Source organism: Kitasatospora sp. NPDC088391, from assembly GCF_044753345.1.
GTDB lineage: Bacteria > Actinomycetota > Actinomycetes > Streptomycetales > Streptomycetaceae > Kitasatospora.
Genome location: NZ_JBIVNB010000018.1, coordinates 78,270 through 98,870, shown reverse-complemented (window position 1 = coordinate 98,870; position 20,601 = coordinate 78,270). Strand labels below are relative to the sequence as shown.

18 protein-coding genes are annotated in these 20,601 nt (G+C 74.6%); 5 read left to right on the top strand and 13 right to left on the bottom strand.

Annotated features, from left to right (window positions below):
* Positions 1 to 135: 135 nt before the first annotated feature.
* On the bottom strand, positions 136 to 834 hold the full coding sequence (locus tag ACIQBJ_RS33990) for a hypothetical protein (RefSeq protein WP_400718528.1): 699 nt from the start codon (positions 832 to 834) through the stop codon (positions 136 to 138).
* 209 nt (positions 835 to 1,043) lie between these two features.
* On the opposite strand from ACIQBJ_RS33990, the gene ACIQBJ_RS33985 reads away from it, so the two are divergent.
* A complete protein-coding gene (locus tag ACIQBJ_RS33985; RefSeq protein WP_400718527.1) occupies positions 1,044 to 1,727 on the top strand; it encodes a DUF5995 family protein in 684 nt (227 codons plus the stop codon).
* A gap of 7 nt (positions 1,728 to 1,734) precedes the next feature.
* Here the strand turns inward: ACIQBJ_RS33985 and ACIQBJ_RS33980 are convergent, their stop codons facing one another.
* The 11 genes from ACIQBJ_RS33980 to ACIQBJ_RS33930 all read right to left on the bottom strand — a co-directional run bounded on the left by ACIQBJ_RS33980 (position 1,735) and on the right by ACIQBJ_RS33930 (position 13,964).
* Positions 1,735 to 2,706, bottom strand: a complete 972-nt coding sequence (locus tag ACIQBJ_RS33980) for a hypothetical protein (RefSeq protein WP_400718526.1) — start codon at positions 2,704 to 2,706, stop codon at positions 1,735 to 1,737.
* The gene (locus ACIQBJ_RS33975; protein ID WP_400718524.1) at positions 2,703 to 4,097 is read right to left on the bottom strand and encodes a cytochrome P450; all 1,395 of its coding nucleotides are present in this window, start codon (positions 4,095 to 4,097) and stop codon (positions 2,703 to 2,705) included. The genes ACIQBJ_RS33980 and ACIQBJ_RS33975 overlap by 4 nt, the downstream gene beginning before the upstream one ends.
* Positions 4,094 to 5,743: a prenyltransferase/squalene oxidase repeat-containing protein gene (locus ACIQBJ_RS33970; protein ID WP_400718522.1), complete on the bottom strand. Its 1,650-nt coding sequence runs from the start codon at positions 5,741 to 5,743 to the stop codon at positions 4,094 to 4,096. Before ACIQBJ_RS33970 ends, ACIQBJ_RS33975 begins: the two co-directional genes overlap by 4 nt.
* Positions 5,740 to 6,861: a polyprenyl synthetase family protein gene (locus ACIQBJ_RS33965; protein ID WP_400718520.1), complete on the bottom strand. Its 1,122-nt coding sequence runs from the start codon at positions 6,859 to 6,861 to the stop codon at positions 5,740 to 5,742. Before ACIQBJ_RS33965 ends, ACIQBJ_RS33970 begins: the two co-directional genes overlap by 4 nt.
* Positions 6,862 to 7,022: 161 nt before the next feature.
* Positions 7,023 to 8,267 (bottom strand): cytochrome P450, encoded by a 1,245-nt coding sequence (locus ACIQBJ_RS33960; RefSeq protein WP_400718519.1) that lies wholly within the window; start codon positions 8,265 to 8,267, stop codon positions 7,023 to 7,025.
* Positions 8,264 to 8,881, bottom strand: coding sequence for a GTP-binding protein (locus ACIQBJ_RS33955; RefSeq protein WP_400718518.1), 618 nt, complete (start codon positions 8,879 to 8,881; stop codon positions 8,264 to 8,266). Before ACIQBJ_RS33955 ends, ACIQBJ_RS33960 begins: the two co-directional genes overlap by 4 nt.
* On the bottom strand, positions 8,856 to 9,236 hold the full coding sequence (locus tag ACIQBJ_RS33950; protein WP_400718516.1) for a DUF742 domain-containing protein: 381 nt from the start codon (positions 9,234 to 9,236) through the stop codon (positions 8,856 to 8,858). The genes ACIQBJ_RS33955 and ACIQBJ_RS33950 overlap by 26 nt, the downstream gene beginning before the upstream one ends.
* Complete coding sequence (locus ACIQBJ_RS33945; protein ID WP_400718515.1) at positions 9,233 to 9,670, bottom strand: roadblock/LC7 domain-containing protein; 438 nt, start codon at positions 9,668 to 9,670, stop codon at positions 9,233 to 9,235. Before ACIQBJ_RS33945 ends, ACIQBJ_RS33950 begins: the two co-directional genes overlap by 4 nt.
* Positions 9,667 to 11,019 carry an ATP-binding protein gene (locus ACIQBJ_RS33940; RefSeq protein ID WP_400718514.1) on the bottom strand — a complete coding sequence of 451 codons (1,353 nt, stop codon included), beginning with the start codon at positions 11,017 to 11,019 and terminating at the stop codon, positions 9,667 to 9,669. Before ACIQBJ_RS33940 ends, ACIQBJ_RS33945 begins: the two co-directional genes overlap by 4 nt.
* 498 nt (positions 11,020 to 11,517) lie before the next feature.
* Complete coding sequence (locus tag ACIQBJ_RS33935; protein ID WP_400718513.1) at positions 11,518 to 12,957, bottom strand: GuaB1 family IMP dehydrogenase-related protein; 1,440 nt, start codon at positions 12,955 to 12,957, stop codon at positions 11,518 to 11,520.
* Positions 12,958 to 13,214: 257 nt separating this feature from the next.
* Entirely contained in the window at positions 13,215 to 13,964 is a 750-nt protein-coding gene (locus ACIQBJ_RS33930; protein WP_400718512.1) for a transglycosylase SLT domain-containing protein, read from the bottom strand.
* A gap of 695 nt (positions 13,965 to 14,659) precedes the next feature.
* Here ACIQBJ_RS33930 and ACIQBJ_RS33925 point away from each other — a divergent pair.
* From ACIQBJ_RS33925 to ACIQBJ_RS33915, 3 genes are all read left to right on the top strand, one after another.
* Complete coding sequence (locus ACIQBJ_RS33925; protein ID WP_400718511.1) at positions 14,660 to 15,607, top strand: AEC family transporter; 948 nt, start codon at positions 14,660 to 14,662, stop codon at positions 15,605 to 15,607.
* Between the two features lie 307 nt (positions 15,608 to 15,914).
* Positions 15,915 to 17,348: an SDR family NAD(P)-dependent oxidoreductase gene (locus ACIQBJ_RS33920; protein ID WP_400718544.1), complete on the top strand. Its 1,434-nt coding sequence runs from the start codon at positions 15,915 to 15,917 to the stop codon at positions 17,346 to 17,348.
* Positions 17,345 to 17,833, top strand: coding sequence for an NUDIX hydrolase (locus ACIQBJ_RS33915; protein ID WP_400718509.1), 489 nt, complete (start codon positions 17,345 to 17,347; stop codon positions 17,831 to 17,833). Before ACIQBJ_RS33920 ends, ACIQBJ_RS33915 begins: the two co-directional genes overlap by 4 nt.
* A 49-nt stretch (positions 17,834 to 17,882) precedes the next feature.
* Here ACIQBJ_RS33915 and ACIQBJ_RS33910 read toward each other — a convergent pair whose 3' ends face one another.
* The gene (locus ACIQBJ_RS33910; protein WP_400718508.1) at positions 17,883 to 18,554 is read right to left on the bottom strand and encodes a DUF6348 family protein; all 672 of its coding nucleotides are present in this window, start codon (positions 18,552 to 18,554) and stop codon (positions 17,883 to 17,885) included.
* A gap of 289 nt (positions 18,555 to 18,843) precedes the next feature.
* Here ACIQBJ_RS33910 and ACIQBJ_RS33905 point away from each other — a divergent pair, with 289 nt between their 5' ends.
* On the top strand, positions 18,844 to 20,433 hold the full coding sequence (locus ACIQBJ_RS33905; protein ID WP_400718507.1) for a WXG100 family type VII secretion target: 1,590 nt from the start codon (positions 18,844 to 18,846) through the stop codon (positions 20,431 to 20,433).
* Positions 20,434 to 20,601 lie beyond the last annotated feature (168 nt).

The following is a 20,601-nucleotide window of genomic DNA, read 5'->3' as shown; positions in this document are numbered from 1 at the left end:
CGGCACCGCCGTCGTCGCCCATCCTGTCCCACCCGCCCCGCCCCGCGCACCTGGTTTTCTCCCGGGGAACGCGACCGGTGGGCGGACCCGGAAGGGCCCGCCCACCGGTCGCGGCCGGATCGGTCTGCTGCCGGATCAGTTCAGCGCGTACCCGAGGACGCCCTCCGCGTTCCGCCCCTCGCAGTTGAGGTCGTTCGAGTCGAAGTGCTCGCCGTTGACCGTGCAGCGCCGCACCGGGCGGCTCGCCAGGCCGGCCGGCGGCGCGTCGTTGATGAAGCCGAGCTGGGCCACGTACTGCTGGCCCTCGCAGTTCCCGGCGACCGAGGTGAAGGTGTCCGTCGAGTTCCAGACCTTGCACGCGTACAGCGCGTGGGTCCCGGCCGCCTGGCCGGTGTAGAGCCAGCCGAGGCTGCCCTCCAGGTAGTACCCGGCCGGCGTGGCCCCGGTGCCGCTCTGGTGCTCCGGGCCGTTGTAGCGCTCCAGCGCGACCGTGCCGGCCACCGGCTGGGTGAGGCACTGGACCTGCGCGGAGCCGCCCCACACGCCGTCGGGCGGCAGCAGGGCGGCGCGGACGGTCCGGGCGGGGCCGAGGTCGTCCCGGTAGGCCGTCGGCACGCCCAGGGTGCGGCACTGGGCGGCGCCGAACCCGGCCGCGGCGGCCGACGCCAGCGCGTCGTTGACGGCCGCCTGCCTGGCGGCCGAGGCGGTGGAGTAGCCGTAGGACTCGCCGGAGTAGTCGGCCTGTGCCGGGGTCGCCGAGGCCGGTATCGCGGCGGCGAGGATCATGGTGCCGGCGACCGCGCCGGTCGCGAGCAGTCGGGAGAGCGCCTTCATGTGTCTGCCCTTTCGCCATTGAACTGGACATATCAATTAGCGCATCGCCGGAACGGCCTTGTCATCAGCAGGGATGAATCATGGGAGCTTTTGGCTTGTTCTCAGTTTGCGGCGATCGGTCTGCCGCGCCCCGGGCGCGGCGGCTTCCGGTCGGGCCGACGGCCTGTCAGAGTGGGTGCCCCGTTCCGACGAGAGGATGAGACGACCGGATGACGATCGGCCAGGAATCGGCGGTCGACCGAGCGGTCGACCGGATGCGGGAGATCGCCGCGCAGCTGCCGCCGACCGACGGGGTGGCGGTGTTCAACCGGATGTACCTGACCGTCACCGAGCTGGTCCGCGACCGCCTCGCCGACGGCTACTTCGCCGACCCGGCCGCGATGGCCGGACTGGACGGCGTGTTCGCCGCCCGCTACCTCGCCGCGGTCGACGAGGACCGGGCCGGGCGCCGCCCGGCCGCCTGCTGGCGGCCGCTGTTCGAACTGCGCGGCACGCCCGGCATCCACCCGCTGCAGTTCGCGCTGGCCGGGATGAACGCCCACATCGAGAACGACCTGCCGCTGTCCGTGCTGGACACCTGCCGGCTCACCGGGTGCGCCCCGGAGCAGCTGGAGGGCGACTACCTGCGGATCAACACCCTGCTGGCGCAGGTCGAGGCGCAGGTCCGGACCACCCTGCTGCCCGAGCCCGCCGAACTGTCCGCCGCCGACCCGCTGCTGCACGTCCTCGGCGTCTGGAGCATCGACCGGGCCCGGGACGCCGCCTGGGCGTCCGTGCTGGCGCTCCGGGAGCTGCGCCGCCTGCCGCCCGCCGCCCGGCTGGCCGCCGAGGCGCTGTCCGGCTCGGTCGGGATGGTCAGCCGGGCCCTGCTCGTCCCGCTGGGCCCGGCCTGACCGTCCGTCAGTTCCCCGCGCCCCGGTAGCGGACGTGGTCGACGTGCCAGACGTAGGAGTGCGCGATGGTCTCCAGGGCCGCGGCGTGCCGCGCCGGGGCGCCCGGACCGGCGGCGGCCAGGGCGTCGATCCCGCGCCGGGCGGCGGCGGCGCGCTCCTCCGCCAGCCGGGCGGCCGCGGCGTGCCCGGCGGCCGCGTCGCCCCCGTGCTCCCGCGCGAGCAGCGGGACCAGGTTCAGCGAGACCGGGGCGCCCTCCGCGGACTCCCGCGCGTAGGAGCAGAGGTCGTTGAGCAGGCCCGCCAGGTCGGCGACGGCCTCCTCGGCCTCCCGCACGGCCGCCGAGTCCCGCTCCGCCGCCGACAGTTCGTAGCGCAGGACGACCTCGGCGAGGGCGAGCAGGGTCCGGGCGAACACGGTGTGCGGACGAACCTCCCGGTACTCGCGCAGACCGGCCGCCCCGTCCCGGGTCGCCCCGTCCCCGGCGGGCCGGTGCGCCTCCCAGACCGTGCCGAACAGGACGTCCCGCAGGCAGCCGGTGACCCGCAGGTACTGCTCGGCGGTGGCCCGGTCCCGCAGCCGCGCCAGCAGGTCGCGGAGCGCCGCCCCGAAGGCGTCGGCGTCCGGGGCCGGTGCGCCGCCTGCGAGTTGGTGCACGCAGGGCTGGACCCGGCGCACCAGTCCGGCCGGGTCGGCGGCGCCGGCCTCCTCGCCGTGGGTGTCGTCGAACGCGGTGAGCCAGAGGAAGAGGTCGGCGGTGAGGCGGAGGCCGTCCGGGTCGGCGGTGGGGAAGGTCCGGGCCACGCCGTGCGCCACGATGTCGCACAGCACCCGCCGCTTGCCGGACGCGGCGAGCAGCGGGAAGCGGTCCAGCCACTCCCCCAGGTGGGCCCGGACCCGCTCCGCGTGCGGGCTGCTCGGGAAGGGGCCGGGGAAGACCGGGGCCAGGTCGGGCATGGTCAGGCGGGCGGTGGCGCTCACACCGCCTCCCGGGCCGCCGCGTGCCCGCGGGCCTCGACGGTCATCTGCAGCGCGGAGGGGTGGACGGTGATCGCGGGCACCGGCCGGACGGTGCGGCCGGGCACCTGTCGCAGTGTCCAGCGGGAAGCGATCAGCGCGGTCAGGACGGTGGCCTCCGCCCAGGTGAAGCCGTCGCCGATGCACATCCGCTTCCCGGCGCCGAACGGGATGTAGGCGCCCCTGGGGGGCTGCGGCCGCTCGGGCAGCCAGCGGTCCGGGTCGAAGCGCAGCGGGTCGGGGTACAGCTCGGGGTCGCGGTGCAGCGCGTACGGGCTCCACAGCAGGTCGGCCCCGGCGGGCAGGTCCGCGCCGCCGAGCCGGATCGGGACGGTGGTCTCGCGGGTGACGATCCAGCCCGGGTTGTGCAGGCGGAGCGTCTCGGTGACGAGCCGTCGGGTGAGCGGCAGCCGGGGCAGGTGCGCGGCGGTGAGCGGGCCGCCGGCCAGCACCTCGTCGACCTCGCGGTGCAGCCGCTGCTCGATCTCCGGGTGGCGGCCCAGTTCGTGGAAGAGCCAGGCCATGGTGACGGCGGTGGTCTCGGAGCCGGCGGCCAGCAGGGCGGTGATCTCGGACAGGATCTCCTCGTCGTCCAGCGGCCGGCCGTCCTCGTCGCGGGCCTCCAGGAGCAGGGTGACCAGGTCGTCCGCGGGGTCGGGGTCGGCCCGGTGGGCGGCGACGATGTCGCTGACGGTGCGGCGCAGCAGGGTGCTCGCGGCCCGGAGCCGGCGGTTGCCGGGCAGCGGGAGCCGTTCCCAGCCGGAGAACGGGACGACGGCGCGGCGGACGGCGGCCTGGAAGACGGTGTCGACGCCGTTCATGACGGCCTGGGCCGGGCCGCGTTCGGGGTCGGCGGAGAACAGCACCGACATGACGACGCCCTGGGTCATCAGCTGCATCTCGTTGAGCACGTCGAGCCGTTGCCCGGGCTGCCAGCCGCCGATGGCGGCCTCGGCGGTGCTGCTCATCCGGTCGATGTAGGAGTTGATCCGGTCGCGGTGGAAGGCGGGCTGCATCAGGCGGCGGCGCCGGAGGTGCTGCTGTCCTTCGGCGATCGGCAGCGGCGAGCCGCCGAACAGGCGGAGCTTGTCGAACAGCCGGCCCTTGCCGAGGTTGCCGGACTGGGTGGTGAGCATCTCCCAGATCAGTTCGGGGGCGTTGACGACGTACACCGGGCGCGGGCCGACCTGGATGCGCACCAGGTCGCCGTGGCGGCGCAGTCCCTGGAGGAAGGCCAGCCGGTCGCGGAGCATCGGCCCCACGTGTCCGAGGCCGGGCAGGCGGCCCGGGGCCTGCGGGACGGGGGTGGCGGGAGTCCCGGGGGCGACGGCGGTGGTGGCGACGGTGGTGGTCACGGGCGGTGCTCCCTCGGCGGGCGGGTGTGCAGGAGCCGGCGGGCGGCGAGGACCTCGGCGCGGATCATCGCCTCCGGCGCGTAGAGGGTCTTGTCGTGCCAGAGCGCGGGGTGCGGGCGGCTGTCGGCGGTCGCGGCCAGGAAGTCCTCGGCGCGGTCCAGGGCGCGGTCCAGGGCGCGGGCGTGCCCGGGGCGCCGGGCCGTTCCGGGCGCGCTCAGCAGGGTCTTGACGGCGTAGGCGGTCTCCTCGGCGGTGCCGCCCCAGACGCCCCAGGAGCCGTCGGGGTGCTGGGTGTCGAGGACCCAGTCGGCGGCGGCCGTGACGGCGCGTTCCGCCCGGGGGCCGGGGAGGCCGGCCAGCGCGGTGGCGCAGCGTTCGGTGGCGTAGTACGGGGAGGCGTGCCACTTGTCGGTCCAGTGGCCCTCGGGCCGCTGGTGCCCGGCGGTCCAGTCGGCGACCCGGCGGATCACCGGCAGGTGGGTGTCCGCGGTCCCGGGGTGGTGGCGCAGGTGGGCCCGCAGGGCCTGCAGGGCGTGCGCGTTGGCGCTGAGCGAGCCGGTGTCCTCGCCGATGTAGCAGTCGTAGTGGCGGCCGTTGTCGAAGGCGGCGAGCGGGGCGGGGTCGCGGGGGCGGTCGACCAGGGCGGCGACCAGCACCGTCATGGCGGTGTCGTCGGCGTCGATCATCAGTCCGGGCGAGCCGCGGACGCCCTCGGGGTCGTAGAGGTGGTCGACCCAGCGGCGCAGGGTGGGGACGCCGACCGGCGGCAGGCCGGGGCGGGCGAGCGCGGCGGCGACCCAGAGCCGTTCGAAGACGGTGATCGGCGCGGCTTCGGGCAGCAGGCCGCCGTAGCGGTGGGCGGCGGCGGTGAGCGCGGCGGCGGCGCGCTGCCGCCAGGGGCCGGAGCCGGGTCCGGCGAGCCGGGCGGCGGTGGCGGCCGGGGAGCTGCCGAGCAGCCCGTCCGGCGCGGGCAGCAGGGCGTCGGGCAGCAGGTGGGCGACGCCCTCGAAGGTGTGGTGGAGCTTGACCGGGACGCCGCCGGCGGCCGCGCACTTGCGGGCGACGGCCTCGGGCGCGGCGGCGTGGTAGCCGCCGGGGACGGCGGGGCGCGGGCCGAGCGGGGGGAGGCCGGCGGCCGCGCGCCGGTCGAGGCGCTCGGCGGTGCGGGCGACCAGGCCGGGGACGAGGATCTCGGCGGCCGCGGTGTCGGGCCACGGCCCGGCCGGTGGCAGGCCGGCGAGGGCGGCGAGGCCGCGGGCGGCGGCCGCGGCGAGGCGGTCGGCGGTGTCGCCGGCGGCGGGTTCCCGCTCCAGCACCGCGAGCAGCGCCTCGACGGCGCTCAGGGTCGGCAGCAGCCGGTAGGGGGGCGGGCCGTCGCCCCAACTGCCGTCGGTGGCCTGCTCGTTGAGCAGGTAGGCGATCCGGGTCGGCTCGCCGGGCAGCCACGGGGCGGCGGACAGCACCCGGGCCGTCTCGTACGGGGACGGGCGGACGCTGCCCCAGGGGTCGGCGTCGACCGCGTCGATCAGCGCGTCGGCCGCGGCGTTCAGCGGGGCGGCCGCGGCGGGGCGGGCGTCGGCCGCGGGCCGGCGTTCGGCGAGGGCGGTCGCCCGGGCGGGGCCGGCGTCGTGGTGCTGGTCGTTCATGCCTGCCTCGTGGTCGCGGATCGGGCGATCTCCCGCAGCGCCGCGCGGGCGCCGGCCGGGAAGGGGGCGTGGTCGAGGGCGGTCAGCGCCTGGGCCAGCCTGGTCCGGATGAGTTCCTCGACGGCCTGCCGGGCCCCGGTGGCCTCCAGTACGGAGCGGACCACGGCGGCGTCCCGCTCGGTGAGGTTGGGGCGGCCGAACCGGGCGTGCAGGGCGCGCAGTTGGCGGTGCGAGGCGCGCTGGGCGGCGAGCGCCATCAGCACCGTGGCCTTGCCCGCGCGCAGGTCGTCCAGGACCGATTTGCCGGTCCGCTCGGGGTCGCCGAAGACGCCGAGCAGGTCGTCGCGGAGTTGGAAGGCCTCGCCGAGCGGCAGGGCGAAGGCGCTGAGGGCGGCCTCGGCCTGCGGGGTGGCGCCGGCCAGGGCGGCGCCGACGTGCAGCGGCCGTTCGACGGTGTACTTGGCGGTCTTGTACCGGATCACCCGGAGCGGGGTGTCGACGTCCGCGGAGAGCCGGCCGGTGGTCTGCAGGTCGAGGTACTGGCCGTAGAGCACCTCGCCGCGCATCTCGTCCAGCAGCGGCAGGAGGCGTTCGGGGCGCCGGGCCGCCAGGCCCGCCCCGTTCAGCAGTTCGTCGGACCAGATCAGCGCGAGGTCCCCGACCAGGACGGCGGCGCCCTGGCCGTGCCGGTCGGCGCGGGCGGCCGGGCCGCCGTGGGCGGCGAGGTAGGCGGCGGCCATGGCGCGGTGGGTGGAGGGGCGGCCGCGCCGGGTGTCGCTGGCGTCCATCACGTCGTCGTGGATGAGGGCGAACGCCTGGAAGAGTTCCAGGCCGGCCGCCGCCCGGACCGCCGTCGCCCGGTCGCTCCCGCCGCCGGCGGCGTGCCAGCCGGTGACGCACAGCAGGGGGCGGAGGCGTTTGCCGCCGGCCAGGAAGGTCCTGATCCGGTCGATCAGGGACCGCAGCTCCGGGCCGGGCGCGGACTGCTCCTTGGCGTCCAGGAACGTGGCCAGCGCCGCGTCGACCTCCCGCCGCACGGCCCGGAGGTCCGGTGCGGCGGGAGCGGGTATGACCTCGGGCGCGGGCGTCTCGCGTCTCTTGTGGTCGAGAACGGCCAATGGAGGTTCCTTAAGCAGCTGATTCAGGTCAGGAACGCACATCCCCAGACGTTTCGGCTGTCATGCCTGGTCCAGGTGTGGCGCAGAACACGCCGTCCGTGCGGTTCGATCCCCCCGATGCCACGTCACCCCCCTCGGTGCGTACACACCCTGACGGAGCCTCAGACCGTCAGGCGCTCCCCCGCCGGTCGGCCCGCCGTCCGCCCCGCCCGGATCGGGGTGAACGCGGCGGGCAGCGCCTTCAGGCCCCGGTAGATCGGCCCGCCGTGGTACGTGAGCCGCGCCGCGGGCACGGCCAGCCGGATGTCCGGCAGGTAGGACGTGAGCCGCTCGATCGCCGCGGTGGCGACCAGCACGGCGGTGGACCGGGCCGGGCAGCCGTGCGGGCCCGCGGCGAAGGCCAGGTGCGCCTTGTTGCCGGACCGGTGGTCCTCCTTCGGCGGGTTGCTGTGCGGGCAGGTGTTCGCGGCCGCGTAGGAGACCATCACCGGCGAGCCCGCCGGGATGTACGCACCGTGGAACTGCACGTCGTACCGGGGGAAGTGCAGGCTGTAGTTCGCCAGCGGGGAGTCGTTCCAGAGCGCCTCGTCGATCGCGTGCTGGATCGGCAGGCTGCCGCTGGTGAGGCTGCCGAAGTAGCGGTCGTCGGAGAGCATCCGGGCCAGCGTGCTGGCGATCAGGTTGGTCAGCGGCTCGTTGCCCGCGCCGAGCACGATGATGACCTGCTGGAGCACGTCCTCCGGGCTCAGCCCGTTCGGGTGGTCGATGAACCACGAGGTCAGGTCGTGCCCGCGCTGCTGCGCCTTGGTGGCGTACAGGGTGCCGAGGTACTCGTTCAGCGACTGCGCGCCCAGCGCCATCTGCTCGGGGTCGGAGCCGACCATCGCGGTCAGCGCCTCCAGGAGCCGCTGCGCGTACTCGTCGGGCATGCCGAACAGCGCGTTGAAGACCATCAGCGGGATCTGCCGCGCGTACTGGGCGACCAGGTCGGCCTCGCCGTCCGCGCCGAACCGCTGCAGCAGGGTGTCGGCGTAACGGAAGGTCAGGTCCCGGACGTCGTGCGGGTCGAGCAGGCTGAAGCTGTCCGTGATGACGCTGCGCAGGTGGGCGTGCTGCTCGCCGTCGGCGAAGAACAGGCTGGGGCGCCACTGCACGTGCGGCATGATCGGGCTGTCCGGCGGGACCAGGTCCATCCAGGACCGGGTGTCCTTGGTCCAGGTCTCCGTGTCGTGCAGCAGGTCGATGGCCGCGCGGTAGTCGGTGACCAGGTGGACGACCACGCCGGGGGAGATCTCCGCGCGGCCCACCGGCCCCTGCAGGCGCAGCAGGTCGTAGCTGCGCCCGGGGTCCGCGTCGTGTTCCGGCCCGTGGATGCGCACCGGGACGGCGGGAGGGGTGGGGGTCACGAGGTTTTCTCTCCGGCTCGGGCGATCAGGTGGGCGGTGAGGGCGATCAGCGCGTCCAGGGTGGAGTTCTTGTCCCGGGCGTCGCAGGTCACCAGCGGGGTCCGCGGGTCGAGGTCGAGCTTGGCGCGCAGGGTGTCGAGGTTGTGGTCGGGCGAGGTCGGGAAGGTGTTCACCGCGACCGCGTAGTCCAGGCCGCGCTCCTCGATCAGGTCCATCACCTCGAACGACTGGTCCAGCCGGCGGGTGTCGGCCAGCACCAGGGCGCCGATGGCGCCGTCGGCGATGTCCTCCCACAGCGGCAGGAAGCGGCGCTGCCCGGGGGTGCCGTACAGGTACAGGACGACCTTGGCCTGCGGCACGGTGAGCCGGCCGAAGTCGATGGCGACCGTGGTGGTGGTCTTGTCGCGCAGGCCGTCGAGGGTGAGGTCGTCGGCCGAGGCGGCGGCGTCGGTCATCACCTCGTCGGTGTGCAGCGTCGGGATCTCGGACAGCGTCCTGATCGCGGTGGTCTTCCCGATGCCGAGGGGCCCGGCCACCAGGATCTTCAGCCGCTGGTGGTCCCCCTCGGGGAGGTAGACGGGGCGGGGGCTACTTCCTGAGCGCGCGGAGTCCACTCAGCACCTCTTCCAGGAGTTCTTTGGACGGGCGGGCGGCGCTCGGGTCGGGGAGCAGGGCCTCGGGGGCCGGGACGCGGACCTGCAGGTGGCCGCCGTCGAGGAGTTGGGAGACCAGGACCTTGCACACGCCGGTCTGCAGCCGCAGGTAGGCGGCCGTCTCGCTGACCGTCAGCGCGCCCCCCGTGAGCAGCGAGATGATCCGCTGCTGCACGGGGGTGTGGTGCGGGGCCGGCGGCAGGCCGGTGGCGACCACGGCCATCAGCGAGTGGACGGTGTTGCGGGTCGGCGTGCCGACGCCCCGGGTGGCCAGGTAGCTGGGGATCATCCGCCGGCGCGGCAGGGGGCGGCTCATGACGCCCCCTGTGTCCGGGCGGGGACGGACATCAGTTGTTCACCGAGCTTCTTGGCCTGGCGGGCCATGATGTGCGCGACCGTGCCCATGGGCATGTCGAGGCCCCCCGCGACGGCGATGAAGGTGTTGGTGCGGGCGCCGGCCGGCATGATCATGTACGTGCCGTGGGCGTTCTGCACGGTGATGGTGGTGACGGGCGTCCCGTCCGGGGCCTCCAGCGCGGCGTTGGCCGCGGCGCGGGCCGCGCCGTGCAGGGCGGCCGTCATGGCGGAGATGCCCTCGGCGGTGTCCCGGCCGAGTCCTTCCGTCGCCCCGATGACCATGCCGTCGCTCGACAGGATGAGGGCGTGCTTGACCTCTTTGCTGACTTCGGTGAGGGGGGTCAGGACCCACGACGGGTCCTCGATCACCGGGCGCGAGGGAGAAAGGGTCACTGTGCTTCCTTCGAGTCGGTGGCGGCCTGGCCGGCGGCGAGGCCCGCCTGGAACTGGCTCCAGGTGTCGCGGGCCGTTTCGGGGTTCAGCTCCTGCGGCTCGATGCCGGGGGCGTCGCCGCCGCGCTCCGCGCGGGGGCGCCGACGGCGCTGGGGCAGGTCGTCGACGTCGTCCTGGGTGCTGTCCGGAGTGTGCGGGGCGGTGCTCGGGGCGGCCTGGGCGGGCCACTGCGGTGCCGCGGGGGCCGCGGCGGGCATCGCGGCCATCGCCGAGATCGGCTCCTGTTCCTCGTCGATCTTCGTCAACAGGTGCGGGGGGACGGTCAGGACCGCGCGGACCCCGCTGTAGGGCGAGACCTGGTCGATCGAGACCTGGAAGCCGTGGTCGGCGACGAGTCGGCCGATCGCGGCCAGGCCGAGGGCCGGCGGGTCGCCGAGCTCGGTGAGCAGGGTGTCCTGCTGCTCGGCGCCGGAGACCAGGCGGGCGCCGCGGCGGACGGCCTCCGCGCTCATGCCGGTGCCGGCGTCGTCGATGGTGACGCAGATGCTGCCGGTGCCGGTCTGGATGACGCCGACCTCGACCGCGAGGTCGTCCCGGGAGTGCTCCAGGGCGTTGGCCATCAGCTCGGTCAGGGCCACCGCGATCGGCTCCGCGGCGCGGCCGACCACCGCGAGGTTCGAGTCCAGCAGCCGCGAGCTGATCTTGATCCGCTCGTAGCCGTGCAGCCGGGAGGAGGCGCCGCTGACGATCTCGACGACGTAGGTGTCCGGGCGGACGTGCCCGGGCCAGGCGCCGCAGACGATCGCGGCCTTCTGGACCAGGCGGATCGCCTGCTCGTTGAGGTGGTCGACCTTGAACAGGCTGTCCAGCAGCCGCGGGTCGTCGAAGTCGCCCTGCAGGCCCTCGACCTGGGTCTGCAGCCGGTACGACAGCGCCTGGATGTCCTGGCAGGCGCCGCGCAGCGCGGCGCGGGCGGAGGCGTCGATCCGCCGGCGCTCCTTGGTCACGGTGTCCGTGTAGTGGCCGAGCACGGCCTCGTACAGCGGGGCGTACGGAGTGCCGGCCAGCGCCTCGTGCTTGGGGCCGGGGACGGGGTGGTGCGCGCTGACCAGGTGCAGCGCCAGGCCGGGGAGGCGGTTGGCGACCAGGTGCTGGAGTTCGTCACCGAGCTGCTGGAGCTGCTCGTGGAGCACCTGCCCGCGCAGCTCGGCAGCGTTCAGCGCCTCGGACTGCACGGCGCCGCGCGCGGCCAGCGCGCGACGCGAACGTGCCAGCAGCGCCGTGGCTACGGCACCGGCCGCGGTCGTGGCGCCCAGCACCACTGCGGCGGTCTCGGAAATCGAGGTCAACGGTCGGGTCCTCGGGCTCGAGCCGGCTCCGGAGGCCAGACGTCGAGCAAGCAGCCCGTTCCCCGTGAACGAGCACCCGACCTCGGAAGTCCCGGCGTATTGCGGACGAAAACTGATCGGAGCGGCACCGGGTGCGGCCGGGATGCCACGACCGATGTGTCATGCACGCGACAGAATGCCACGTCCACCGGTGCGAACGCACCTTCGCGCCGGCCGACTCGACGCCGGACTGCCACTCCCCCAGGGCCGCCCGGCCACAACTGGCCACGCAAACACCGCTTCTGAGCGATCATTAGATCATATTGACCATGTCGCTCACTATGTCCGCCCGAGTCGTGGACCCCGGCGGAACGGGACCGCCGGAGCCCCGCCGGGGCCGTGTCGGGCGGCCCGCCGCGGACACCGAACAGCATCGCCCGGGCCGGTGTACCGGTCCGGGCGATGCTGTGTGGATCTTGCGCAGATGTGGCGGAGGGGTCAGACCCGACCGCGGAGGGGTCAGGCCCAGCTGGAGTGCAGCGGCTTGCCCTCGGCGTAGCCGGCCGCGCTCTGGATGCCGACGATCGCCTTCTCGTGGAACTCCTCCAGGCTGGCCGCGCCCGCGTAGGTGCAGGAGGAGCGGACGCCCGCGACGATCGAGTCGATCAGGTCCTCGACGCCGGGGCGGGCCGGGTCGATGAACATCCGCGAGGTCGAGATGCCCTCCTCGAACAGGCCCTTGCGGGCCCGGTCGTAGGCCGACTCGTCGGAGGTCCGGTTGCGCACCGCGCGGGCCGAGGCCATCCCGAAGCTCTCCTTGTACTGGCGGCCGTCGGCGGTGGTCTGCAGGTCGCCGGGCGACTCCAGGGTGCCCGCGAACCAGGACCCGACCATCACGTTCGACGCGCCGGCGGCCAGCGCCATCGCCACGTCGCGCGGGTGGCGGACGCCGCCGTCGGCCCAGACGTGCTTGCCCAGGCGGCGGGCCTCGGCGGCGCACTCCAGCACGGCGGAGAACTGCGGGCGGCCGACGCCGGTCATCATCCGGGTGGTGCACATCGCGCCCGGGCCGACGCCGACCTTCAGGATGTCCGCGCCCGCCTCGACCAGGTCGCGCACGCCGTCGGCGGAGACCACGTTGCCCGCCACGATCGGGACCTGCGGGTCCAGGCCGCGGACCGCGCGCAGCGCGTTGACCATCGACTCCTGGTGGCCGTGCGCGGTGTCCACCACCAGCACGTCCGCCCCGGCCTCCAGCAGCGCCTTGGCGCGGCCCGCGACGTCGCCGTTGATGCCGACGGTGGCGGCGATCCGCAGCCGGCCGTTCCCGTCGACGGCGGGGGTGTAGAGGGTGGCGCGCAGCGCGTTCTTCCGGGTCAGGATGCCGACCAGGGTGCCGTCGGCGGCGACCACCGGGGCGAGCTTGCGGTGCGCCTCGTTGAGGCGGTCGAACGCGGTGCGCGGGTCGATGCCCTCGTCCAGCAGCAGCAGGTCGCGGGACATCACCTCGGACAGGCTGGTGAACCGGTCGACGCCGTGGCAGTCGCCCTCGGTCACCACGCCGACGGGCTTGCCGCCCTCGACCACCACCAGCGCGCCGTGGGCGCGCTTGGGCAGCAGCGAGAGCGCGTCCGCGACGGTGTCGCCCGGGGCGAGGGTCAGCGCGGTGTCGTGCACCAGGTGGCGCTGCTTGACCCAGCCGATCACCTCGGAGACGACCTCGATCGGGATGTCCTGCGGAATCGCCACCAGCCCGCCCCGGCGGGCCACCGTCTCGGCCATCCGGCGCCCGGCGATCGCCGTCATGTTCGCCACCACCAGCGGGAGGGTGGTGCCGGTCCCGTCGTTCGACGACAGGTCGACACCCTGCCGGGAGCCCACGGCGGAACGGCTGGGGACCATGAAGACGTCGTCGTACGTGAGGTCGTACGCGGGCTTGAGGTCGTTCAGGAAGCGCATGAAGGGGCTCTCTGGCTGGGAAGAAACGTTTCGGCGCAGCACGGCCGAGCCGCGCACACCCAACGTTCGATTCTCGGTGTTTCCCCTCCCCGGAGCCAGCGCACGCCCGAATCCTGAAGGTCGCCACAATCGGAGCACCCCGATCCCGCCACCCTTTTGGACGATCCTCCAACCCGGGCGCATCGGCGGCCGAACGCGCCGCGGCCCCCTGCGGCGCGGGTGCGCCGGGGGGCCGGGAGGGTGCGGTGCGGCGGTTCCTAGTAGCCGCGCCAGTTCGAGCCGTAGCCGCGGGCCGCGGCCATGTTGTCCATCGAGCCGTAGCGGGCGTCGCAGTAGCGGGAGCTGGCGATCAGGTTGTCGACGGGGTTGCGGATGTCCGTGTGGCCGGGCAGCGCGTAGGCGCGGAAGGTCGGCTGGATCATCTGGGTCAGGCCGATCGACGGGGTGCCCATCTTGGCGTTCGAGTCCCAGTTGTTCTGGGCGTTCGGGTTGCCGGAGGACTCGGCGATCGCGGCGGCCCGCATCGCCTTCGCGGACGGAACCGGCTTGCCGGCCGCGGCGAGCGCGTCGCGGGCCTCGGCGATCCAGCCGTCCAGGTTGTTCGCGTAGGTCTTCTTCGCCGGTGCGGCGGGCTGCGGCTGGGGCTGCGGCTGGGGCTGCTCGGCGGCCTTGGGCTGCTCGGCCTGCGGCTGCGGCTGGGCCGGCTGCTCGGCCGGCTGCTCGGCGGCCTGCTGCTGCTCGGCGGGCTGCGGCTGCGGGGCCTGCTGGACGGGCTGCCGCTCGGCGCTGCGCGAGGCGGCCTCGTCGGTGGTCCGGCCGTCCGCGGCGACGGCGGCGTGCTCGGTGCGCTCGGGGTGCGCGGGCGCGGCGATCGCCTGGGTGACGGGCAGCAGGGTGCCCAGCGCGATGGCGCCGGTCACGCCGAGGCCGAGGACGGCGTCGGGCATCCGGTGGTGGCCCATCCGGAGCTGGGGCAATCGGCCGAGGTTGTGCTTGATGCGTCGCATGTCGGGTACCTCCGAGAGTCGGTTCCAGGTCACGCCGAGGCCCGGGCGGACATGCGGGACTCCCGCGTGGTGCGGGTTCTCCTCGGCCCGGGACGGCCGGCCCGGCGGCTCCTGCTCACCGGGGACGCCGCCCCGCGTCTTCGCGGTCGGCGGCGTCTTCGGCCCCGTGAGCAGGTGGTCCGGCTCGGGGCACAACCACGAGACTGCCGGAGCCCCAACGGCGCGGCAAACAGCCGGGATTCACGCCTGCACAGCTTCTTCACATGCCGGAATCCCTTGTGCCGCAAGGGCTTTCGCCGCTCCGGCGGGCCCGTATTCCGGCCCGCCTGTGAAGAAGGCCACAGCGGGCCGCCGGGGTGCCCAACATCCCCGCCGGAACGGGAATTTGGGCCTCGGCCAGCGCCGCCAAGGGTTTCCGCCCCGACCGGGCCCGGCCGCCCCGCCACCGCCGTGTGACCCCGGCCACCCCGCGCCGCTGTGACGCCGCTCTCGCCCCGGCCACGCAGCGCAGCCGCCCGGCCACCGGGGCGCACCGGCCGGTGACCCGGCTCACTCCGGGCCGCGCGGGATAGCGGAGGACGGCGGAGGACGACGGAGGACCACGGGGGCGCCGAGGCCCTTGGAGGAGCACGGAGGACCACCCCCACCGACCGACCGTTCGGGCGTGCCTGGTTGACTGCGGCGGGAGGTCGAGAGTGGAGGCGTTGGTCGCGGCGTTCGCGCCGATCTGGGTGTTGACGGCGGTCGGCTGGCTGGCCGGGCGGACGGGGCTGCTGGGCGCGCAGGCCGAGGCGGTGCTCGGACGGTTCGTGTTCCACGTCTCGATGCCGGCCGCGCTGTTCACCGTGGTGGCCCGGACCGACCTGGCCGGGTTCGCCAACACGTCGATGCTGGCGTTCGCCGCCGGGACGCTGGCGGCCACCGCCCTCGGCCTGGCCGCGAGCCGCCGGCTGTTCGGCCGCAAGCCCGCCGAGCAGGTGGTCGGCGCGCTTGCGGCGGGCTACGTGAACTCCGGCAACCTGGGCATCCCGGTGGCCGCGCAGGTGCTCGGCGACGCGTCCTTCGTCGCGCCGGTGCTGCTGTTCCAGGTCCTGCTGGTGACGCCGGTCATGCTGGCGGTGCTGGACGCGCGCACCGGGGCGTCCGCCGCCGACCGGCCCGGCGACCGGGTGCGGCGGCTGGCGCTGCTGCCGGTGCGCAACCCGGTGATCCTCGGCGCGGGCCTCGGCGCGGTGTTCTCCGCCGCCGGCTGGCACCTGCCGGGGGCGCTCGCGCACGCCGTGGACCTGCTCGGCGGCGCGGCCGTCCCGACCGCGCTGGTCACCCTCGGCCTGTCCCTGCACACCCCGCCCGGCGAGGCCGCGGAGCGTCCCGGCCGGGCCGAGACGGCCGTGGCAGTGCTGCTGAAGACGCTGGTCCAGCCGCTCGCCGCGCTCGCCTTCGGCGCCCTGGTGCTCGACCTGCCGCGCCCGCAGCTGCTCGCCGTGGTGCTGCTCTCGGCGCTGCCGACCGCGCAGAACGTGTACGTCTACGCCCGGCTGTACGGGGCGGCGCCCGCGCTGGCCCGCTCCTCCGTGCTGGTCTCCACGGTGCTGTCGATGGGCACCCTCTCCGGCATCGCCTGGGCGCTGGGCGGCCGTTGAGCCCGTCCCCCGCCGGGGTGCCGCAGCTCACAGGCTTCGCCCCGGGCGGTGCCGCTCACGTAGAGTTCGGCCGGTACCCATGGGGCGATCGAGGAAGCATCAGGCAGTGACGAACCCGCAGACCGGCCCGGACGCCACCCCGGACGCCACCACCCCGGACCCCGGACTCCCGGACGCCGGACTCCCGACCGCCGACGGAACCGCCGTCGGCGCGGCCGACGACGACGCGGCCACCGACGCCACGGCCGACGACCGGGCCGCCGCCGACACGGCGGTCCCCGACGACGGGACCGACTACGGCAAGGGCATCGACCCCGACCGTCTGGAAGCCTGCCTGAGCGTGATCGCCGAGCTGGACGAGATCCACGTCGACCACCCGGACGCGATCCGGGTCCGGCTGGCCGTCGGCGGGATCTTCCGCACCCTCAAGCAGCGCCGCCGCCAGGAGACCCGGGCCCGGAAGACCGCCAACGACCGCGCGGTGACCGCCCGGACCGCCACCGGCGCGGCCGGGCGGATCGACGACGAGACGGCGGGCGTCTTCGGCCTGAGCACCGAGACCACCACCGAGCTGGCCGGCATCCTGGAGCGCCCGCGCTCCTGCTACACCTGCAAGCAGCGGTACGTCGAGGTGGACGCCTTCTACCACCAGCTGTGCCGCGACTGCGCCGCGCTCAACCGGGCCCGCCGGCACGCCCGCGCGGACCTCACCGGCAAGCGCGCGCTGCTCACCGGCGGCCGGGCCAAGATCGGGATGTACATCGCGCTCTGCCTGCTCCGCGACGGCGCGCACACCACCATCACCACCCGCTTCCCGAACGACGCGATCCGCCGCTTCACCGCGATGCCGGACAGCGCCGACTGGCTGCACCGCCTGAAGATCGTCGGCATCGACCTGCGCGACCCGGCCCAGGTGATGGCGCTGGCGGACGAAGTCGCCGCGGACGGCCCGCTGGACATCCTGATCAACAACGCGGCGCAGACCGTGCGCCGCTCCCCCGAGGCGTACCGCGAGCTGGTGGCCGCCGAGTCGGCGCCGCTGCCGGCCGGGGTGCTGCCCGCCTCCACGGTGATCGGCCGGTTCGGCTCGGGCGCGGTGGACGTGCCCGCGCTGCCCGGGCAGAGCCGCGGCGAGCAGCCGTCGGTGAGCGCCGAGGAGGTCACCTCGCTGGCGCTGGTGACGGGTTCGGCCTCGCCGGAGCGGATCGCCGCGGGCACCGCGATCGACGCGGGCGGCCTGGTGCCGGACCTCGCGCCCACCAACAGCTGGGTGCAGACCGTCTCCGAGGTCGGCCCGATCGAGCTGCTGGAGGTGCAACTGTGCAACTCCACCGCCCCGTTCATCCTGATCTCGCAGCTGCGCCCGGCGCTCGCCGCCTCCCCGGCGCGGCGCAAGTACGTGGTCAACGTCTCCGCGATGGAGGGCGTCTTCGACCGCGGCTACAAGGGGTCCGGCCACCCGCACACCAACATGGCGAAGGCCGCGCTGAACATGCTGACCCGCACCAGCGCGCAGGAGATGTTCGACACCGACGGCATCCTGATGACGGCCGTCGACACCGGCTGGATCACCGACGAGCGGCCGCACCCCGAGAAGATGCGGCTGCACGAGGAGGGCTTCCACGCCCCGCTCGACCTGGTGGACGGCGCGGCCCGGGTGTACGACCCGATCGTCCGCGGCGAGCTGGGCGAGGACCTGTACGGCTGCTTCCTGAAGGACTACCGGAAGGGCAAGTGGTGACCGACCCGCAACCCGCGCCGCTGCCGCCGCTGGTGGGCGCGGGCGTGATCGTGCCGACCGGGGACGGGCGGGTGCTGATCGGGCGCCGCACCGCCGCCGGGGAGCCGCCGACCTGGAGCCTGCCCGGCGGCAAGGTCGACCACCCCGGTGAGTCCTTCGAGGCCGCCGCCGCACGGGAGTTGGCCGAGGAGACCGGCATCGTGCTGCCCGCCGGGGAGATGCGGGTGCTGGCGGTGCTGGTCGACCACGAGCTGGGCCGCACCAGGGTGACGGCGGCGGTGCTCGCGCCGCCGAGCCTGGCCGAGGCGCTGCTGACCGAGCCGCACGCCTGCGCGGGCTGGGAGCGGGTCGCGGTGGACGCGCTCCCCGAGCCGATGTTCTACCCGTCCGCGCAGGTGCTGGCCTGCTGGCTGCCCGACTACCTTGCCCCGGGCGGGACTTGGCGCTATCCGGTGGCGCCGCCCGCCGGCTCGCCGCAGACCTGACGGACCGGCGGAGCGGCGGCGGGCCGGTGACCGGCCCGGGCCGCTCCACTCAGCGGCGGGCGCCCGCTCCCGCGCGGTCGCCGACCCGGCGCACCAGCAGGACGAAGGTCCGGGCGTGGGCGGCGCCCTCGGCGACCCGCGGCCAGTCGAGGGCGGCCAGCGCCTCGGACCCGGCCCGGTGCACCTCGCCGTGCACCCGCACCTCGGCGTCCGACCCGCCGTCGCCGCTGCCCAACAGCACCTGCACACCGACGAGTTGGTCCCGGCCGAGGTCGCCGTCGAGCGCGTCGGCGAGGGCCGGCAGCACCGGGTTGCGCACCAGCCAGTCCTGCACGTCGTGGAAGCGTCCACCGGTACCCCAGCCGACCACGCCGCCGTGGATGGCGTGCCAGCCGGGCAGGCCGTCGGGGTCGCCCGGGTCCAGGTGGCCCGCGAACCGGCCGTTGTGGGCGACGAGTTCGATCAGCGCGGCGCCGGTGGTGGCCGCCCAGACCTCGATGCCGCGGCGGACCGGGTCCTGGTCGGCGCCGTCGATGCCGGTGACGCAGCCCGGCACGGCGGTCTCCGGACGGTCCCGGTCGGCCAGCAGGAGCAGGTCGAAGTGGTGCGGGTGCTGGTCGTGCGGCTCGCCGAGCCGGACGGCCAACGCGCCCGGCCCGCGCACCTCCTGACCCTCGACCCGCCACGACTCCCCGTGCAGCGAAGAAAGTTCGTCTGCCACCGCACCCAACACGACCTGCGCGGAAGGCCGTTCCGGCCGTTTTCCGGCGGCCTCCGGGCCGGTTCCGGACCGGCCGCGCCACCATGATCCCCATGCCATGGCGCACACCGTAACGGTGTCCGGGTTCGTCGACAATGTCGGAACAACCGCCCCGGGCCAGGTGGTCGTTGTCGTCCGCTATGTGTATCGTCGCTATGCGCGATCAGGGACTTACTCGGGGGCTGCGGCTGGGGGCGGCATGGCGCTACAACTACCATCGGGACTCAATCACTTGCTCGGCCTGCTGGGCGTGCGATTCCCGAGTGCCAACGAAGACGAACTGAACCAGCTGGCAGACCAGTTGGAGAAGTTCGCGGGAGCGCTCGACTCCGCCCAGATGACGGCGGACCGCGCTCTCACCATGCTCCACGAGGTCTACCAGGGCGATTCGGCGGACCGGCTCTCCGAGCTGTGGAGCACCATCACCAAGTACTCCAAGGTGGTCGTCGACCTCTGCCAGACCGTCGCCAAGGTGCTGCGGGCGGCCGCGGTCGTGGTCGAGCTGGCCAAGACCCAGTCGATCACTCAGCTGTTCTCCATCCAGGCCCAGTTGGCGGCGGCGTCGTCGACCGGTCCGTGGAGCACCGCCGCGGTGCTGCAGATGGGCCGCATGATCATGAACCAGCTGCTGGACGCCGCCGTCAGCAAGCTGGCGAGCACGCTCACCAAGCCGATCGAGGACATGATCGACAAGGCGGCGCAGCAGATCGCTCCGACCCCGGCGGCCCGTTCGAACAGCCAGGGCTTCAACATCGACCTGGCCCAGCTCGCCAGCTGCGCGATGGACCTGCGCCGCGGCTCGGACGACATCGAGTCGCACGGCCTGTCGTTCCAGCGGATCGCCCAGGGCCTCAAGATGGGCGACTCGGGCGACCGCTTCGGCAAGATCGTCATCGAGATCGCCCAGCACATCCTGCAGACCATCGCCGAGACCGTGCTCAAGCGCATCCTCGGCTCGTTCCGCAGCACCGCGGACAAGATGGACAAGCTGGCCGGGAACCTCGGTGAGAACGAGGACAGCAACCGGTTGTCGCTGAACAGCATCGCCTCCACGGTGGCGAACCCGTACAGCCCGAACACCGCGCTCAACTCCGCGTCCGGCTCCGGCTTCTCCGGCGGCGGTTCGTCGCGCGGCTCGTCGGACGCCGGGCTGGGCGCCTTCGCCGCCCTGATGCCCAAGCTCGGGCCGGTCGGCTCGCGCTCCGGCGGCATCGGCGGTATCGGCGGCCTGGGTGGCGGCAGCCGCAGCGGGGTCAACACGCTCGGCCTCAAGGAGCCCAACCTCAGTGCCGCGTCCGGCGGCCACGGCGGCGGGGGCTCCGGTTCGGACGGCGGCCCCGGCTCCTCCGGCGGCGTGCACGGCCCGCTCGGCGTCGGCACCCGGCTCGCGGTTCCGGGCAGCGGCGGCAGTGGCAGCAGCCCCCGGGTCAGCACCAAGCTGGAGACCGACCGCCACCTCGACGGCGGCGTCAGCTCCTCCGGCGGCTCCGGCAGCGTCGGCACCTCCACCAACAGCGCCGGCGCCCGCCCCGGCGGCATGGTCGGCGGCCCGATGGGCATGGGCATGGCCCACGGCTTCGGCCCGGTCGGCGGCGGCGGCGGTTCGCGCGGTGCCGGCGGCGGCGGCGCCGCAGGCCGTCGCGGGCAGCACGTCGGCGGGGAGGACGAGGAGGAGCAGTACTCGGACGGCATCGTCGCCGAGGACCCGCTGCTCAACATGTACGCGGCCCTGCAGCTCGGCCGCGTCATGCCGGTCCGCCAGGACGGCACGGAGGACGAGCCCCACGAGCGCGACAGCCGCTACGACGGCGAGTTCGACGAGGAGTACGACGAGATCTGAGGCACCGACCCACACCACACGACGGGCCCCGGGGGACAACTCCCCCGGGGCCCCCCCCCCGTTCCCCCCCCCCCCCCCCCCCCCCCCCCCCCCCGGCGGCCCCCCCCCGGGGCCCCCCCCCCCCCGGCCCCGGGGGGGGGGCCCGCCCCCCCGGGGGGGGGGGGGGCC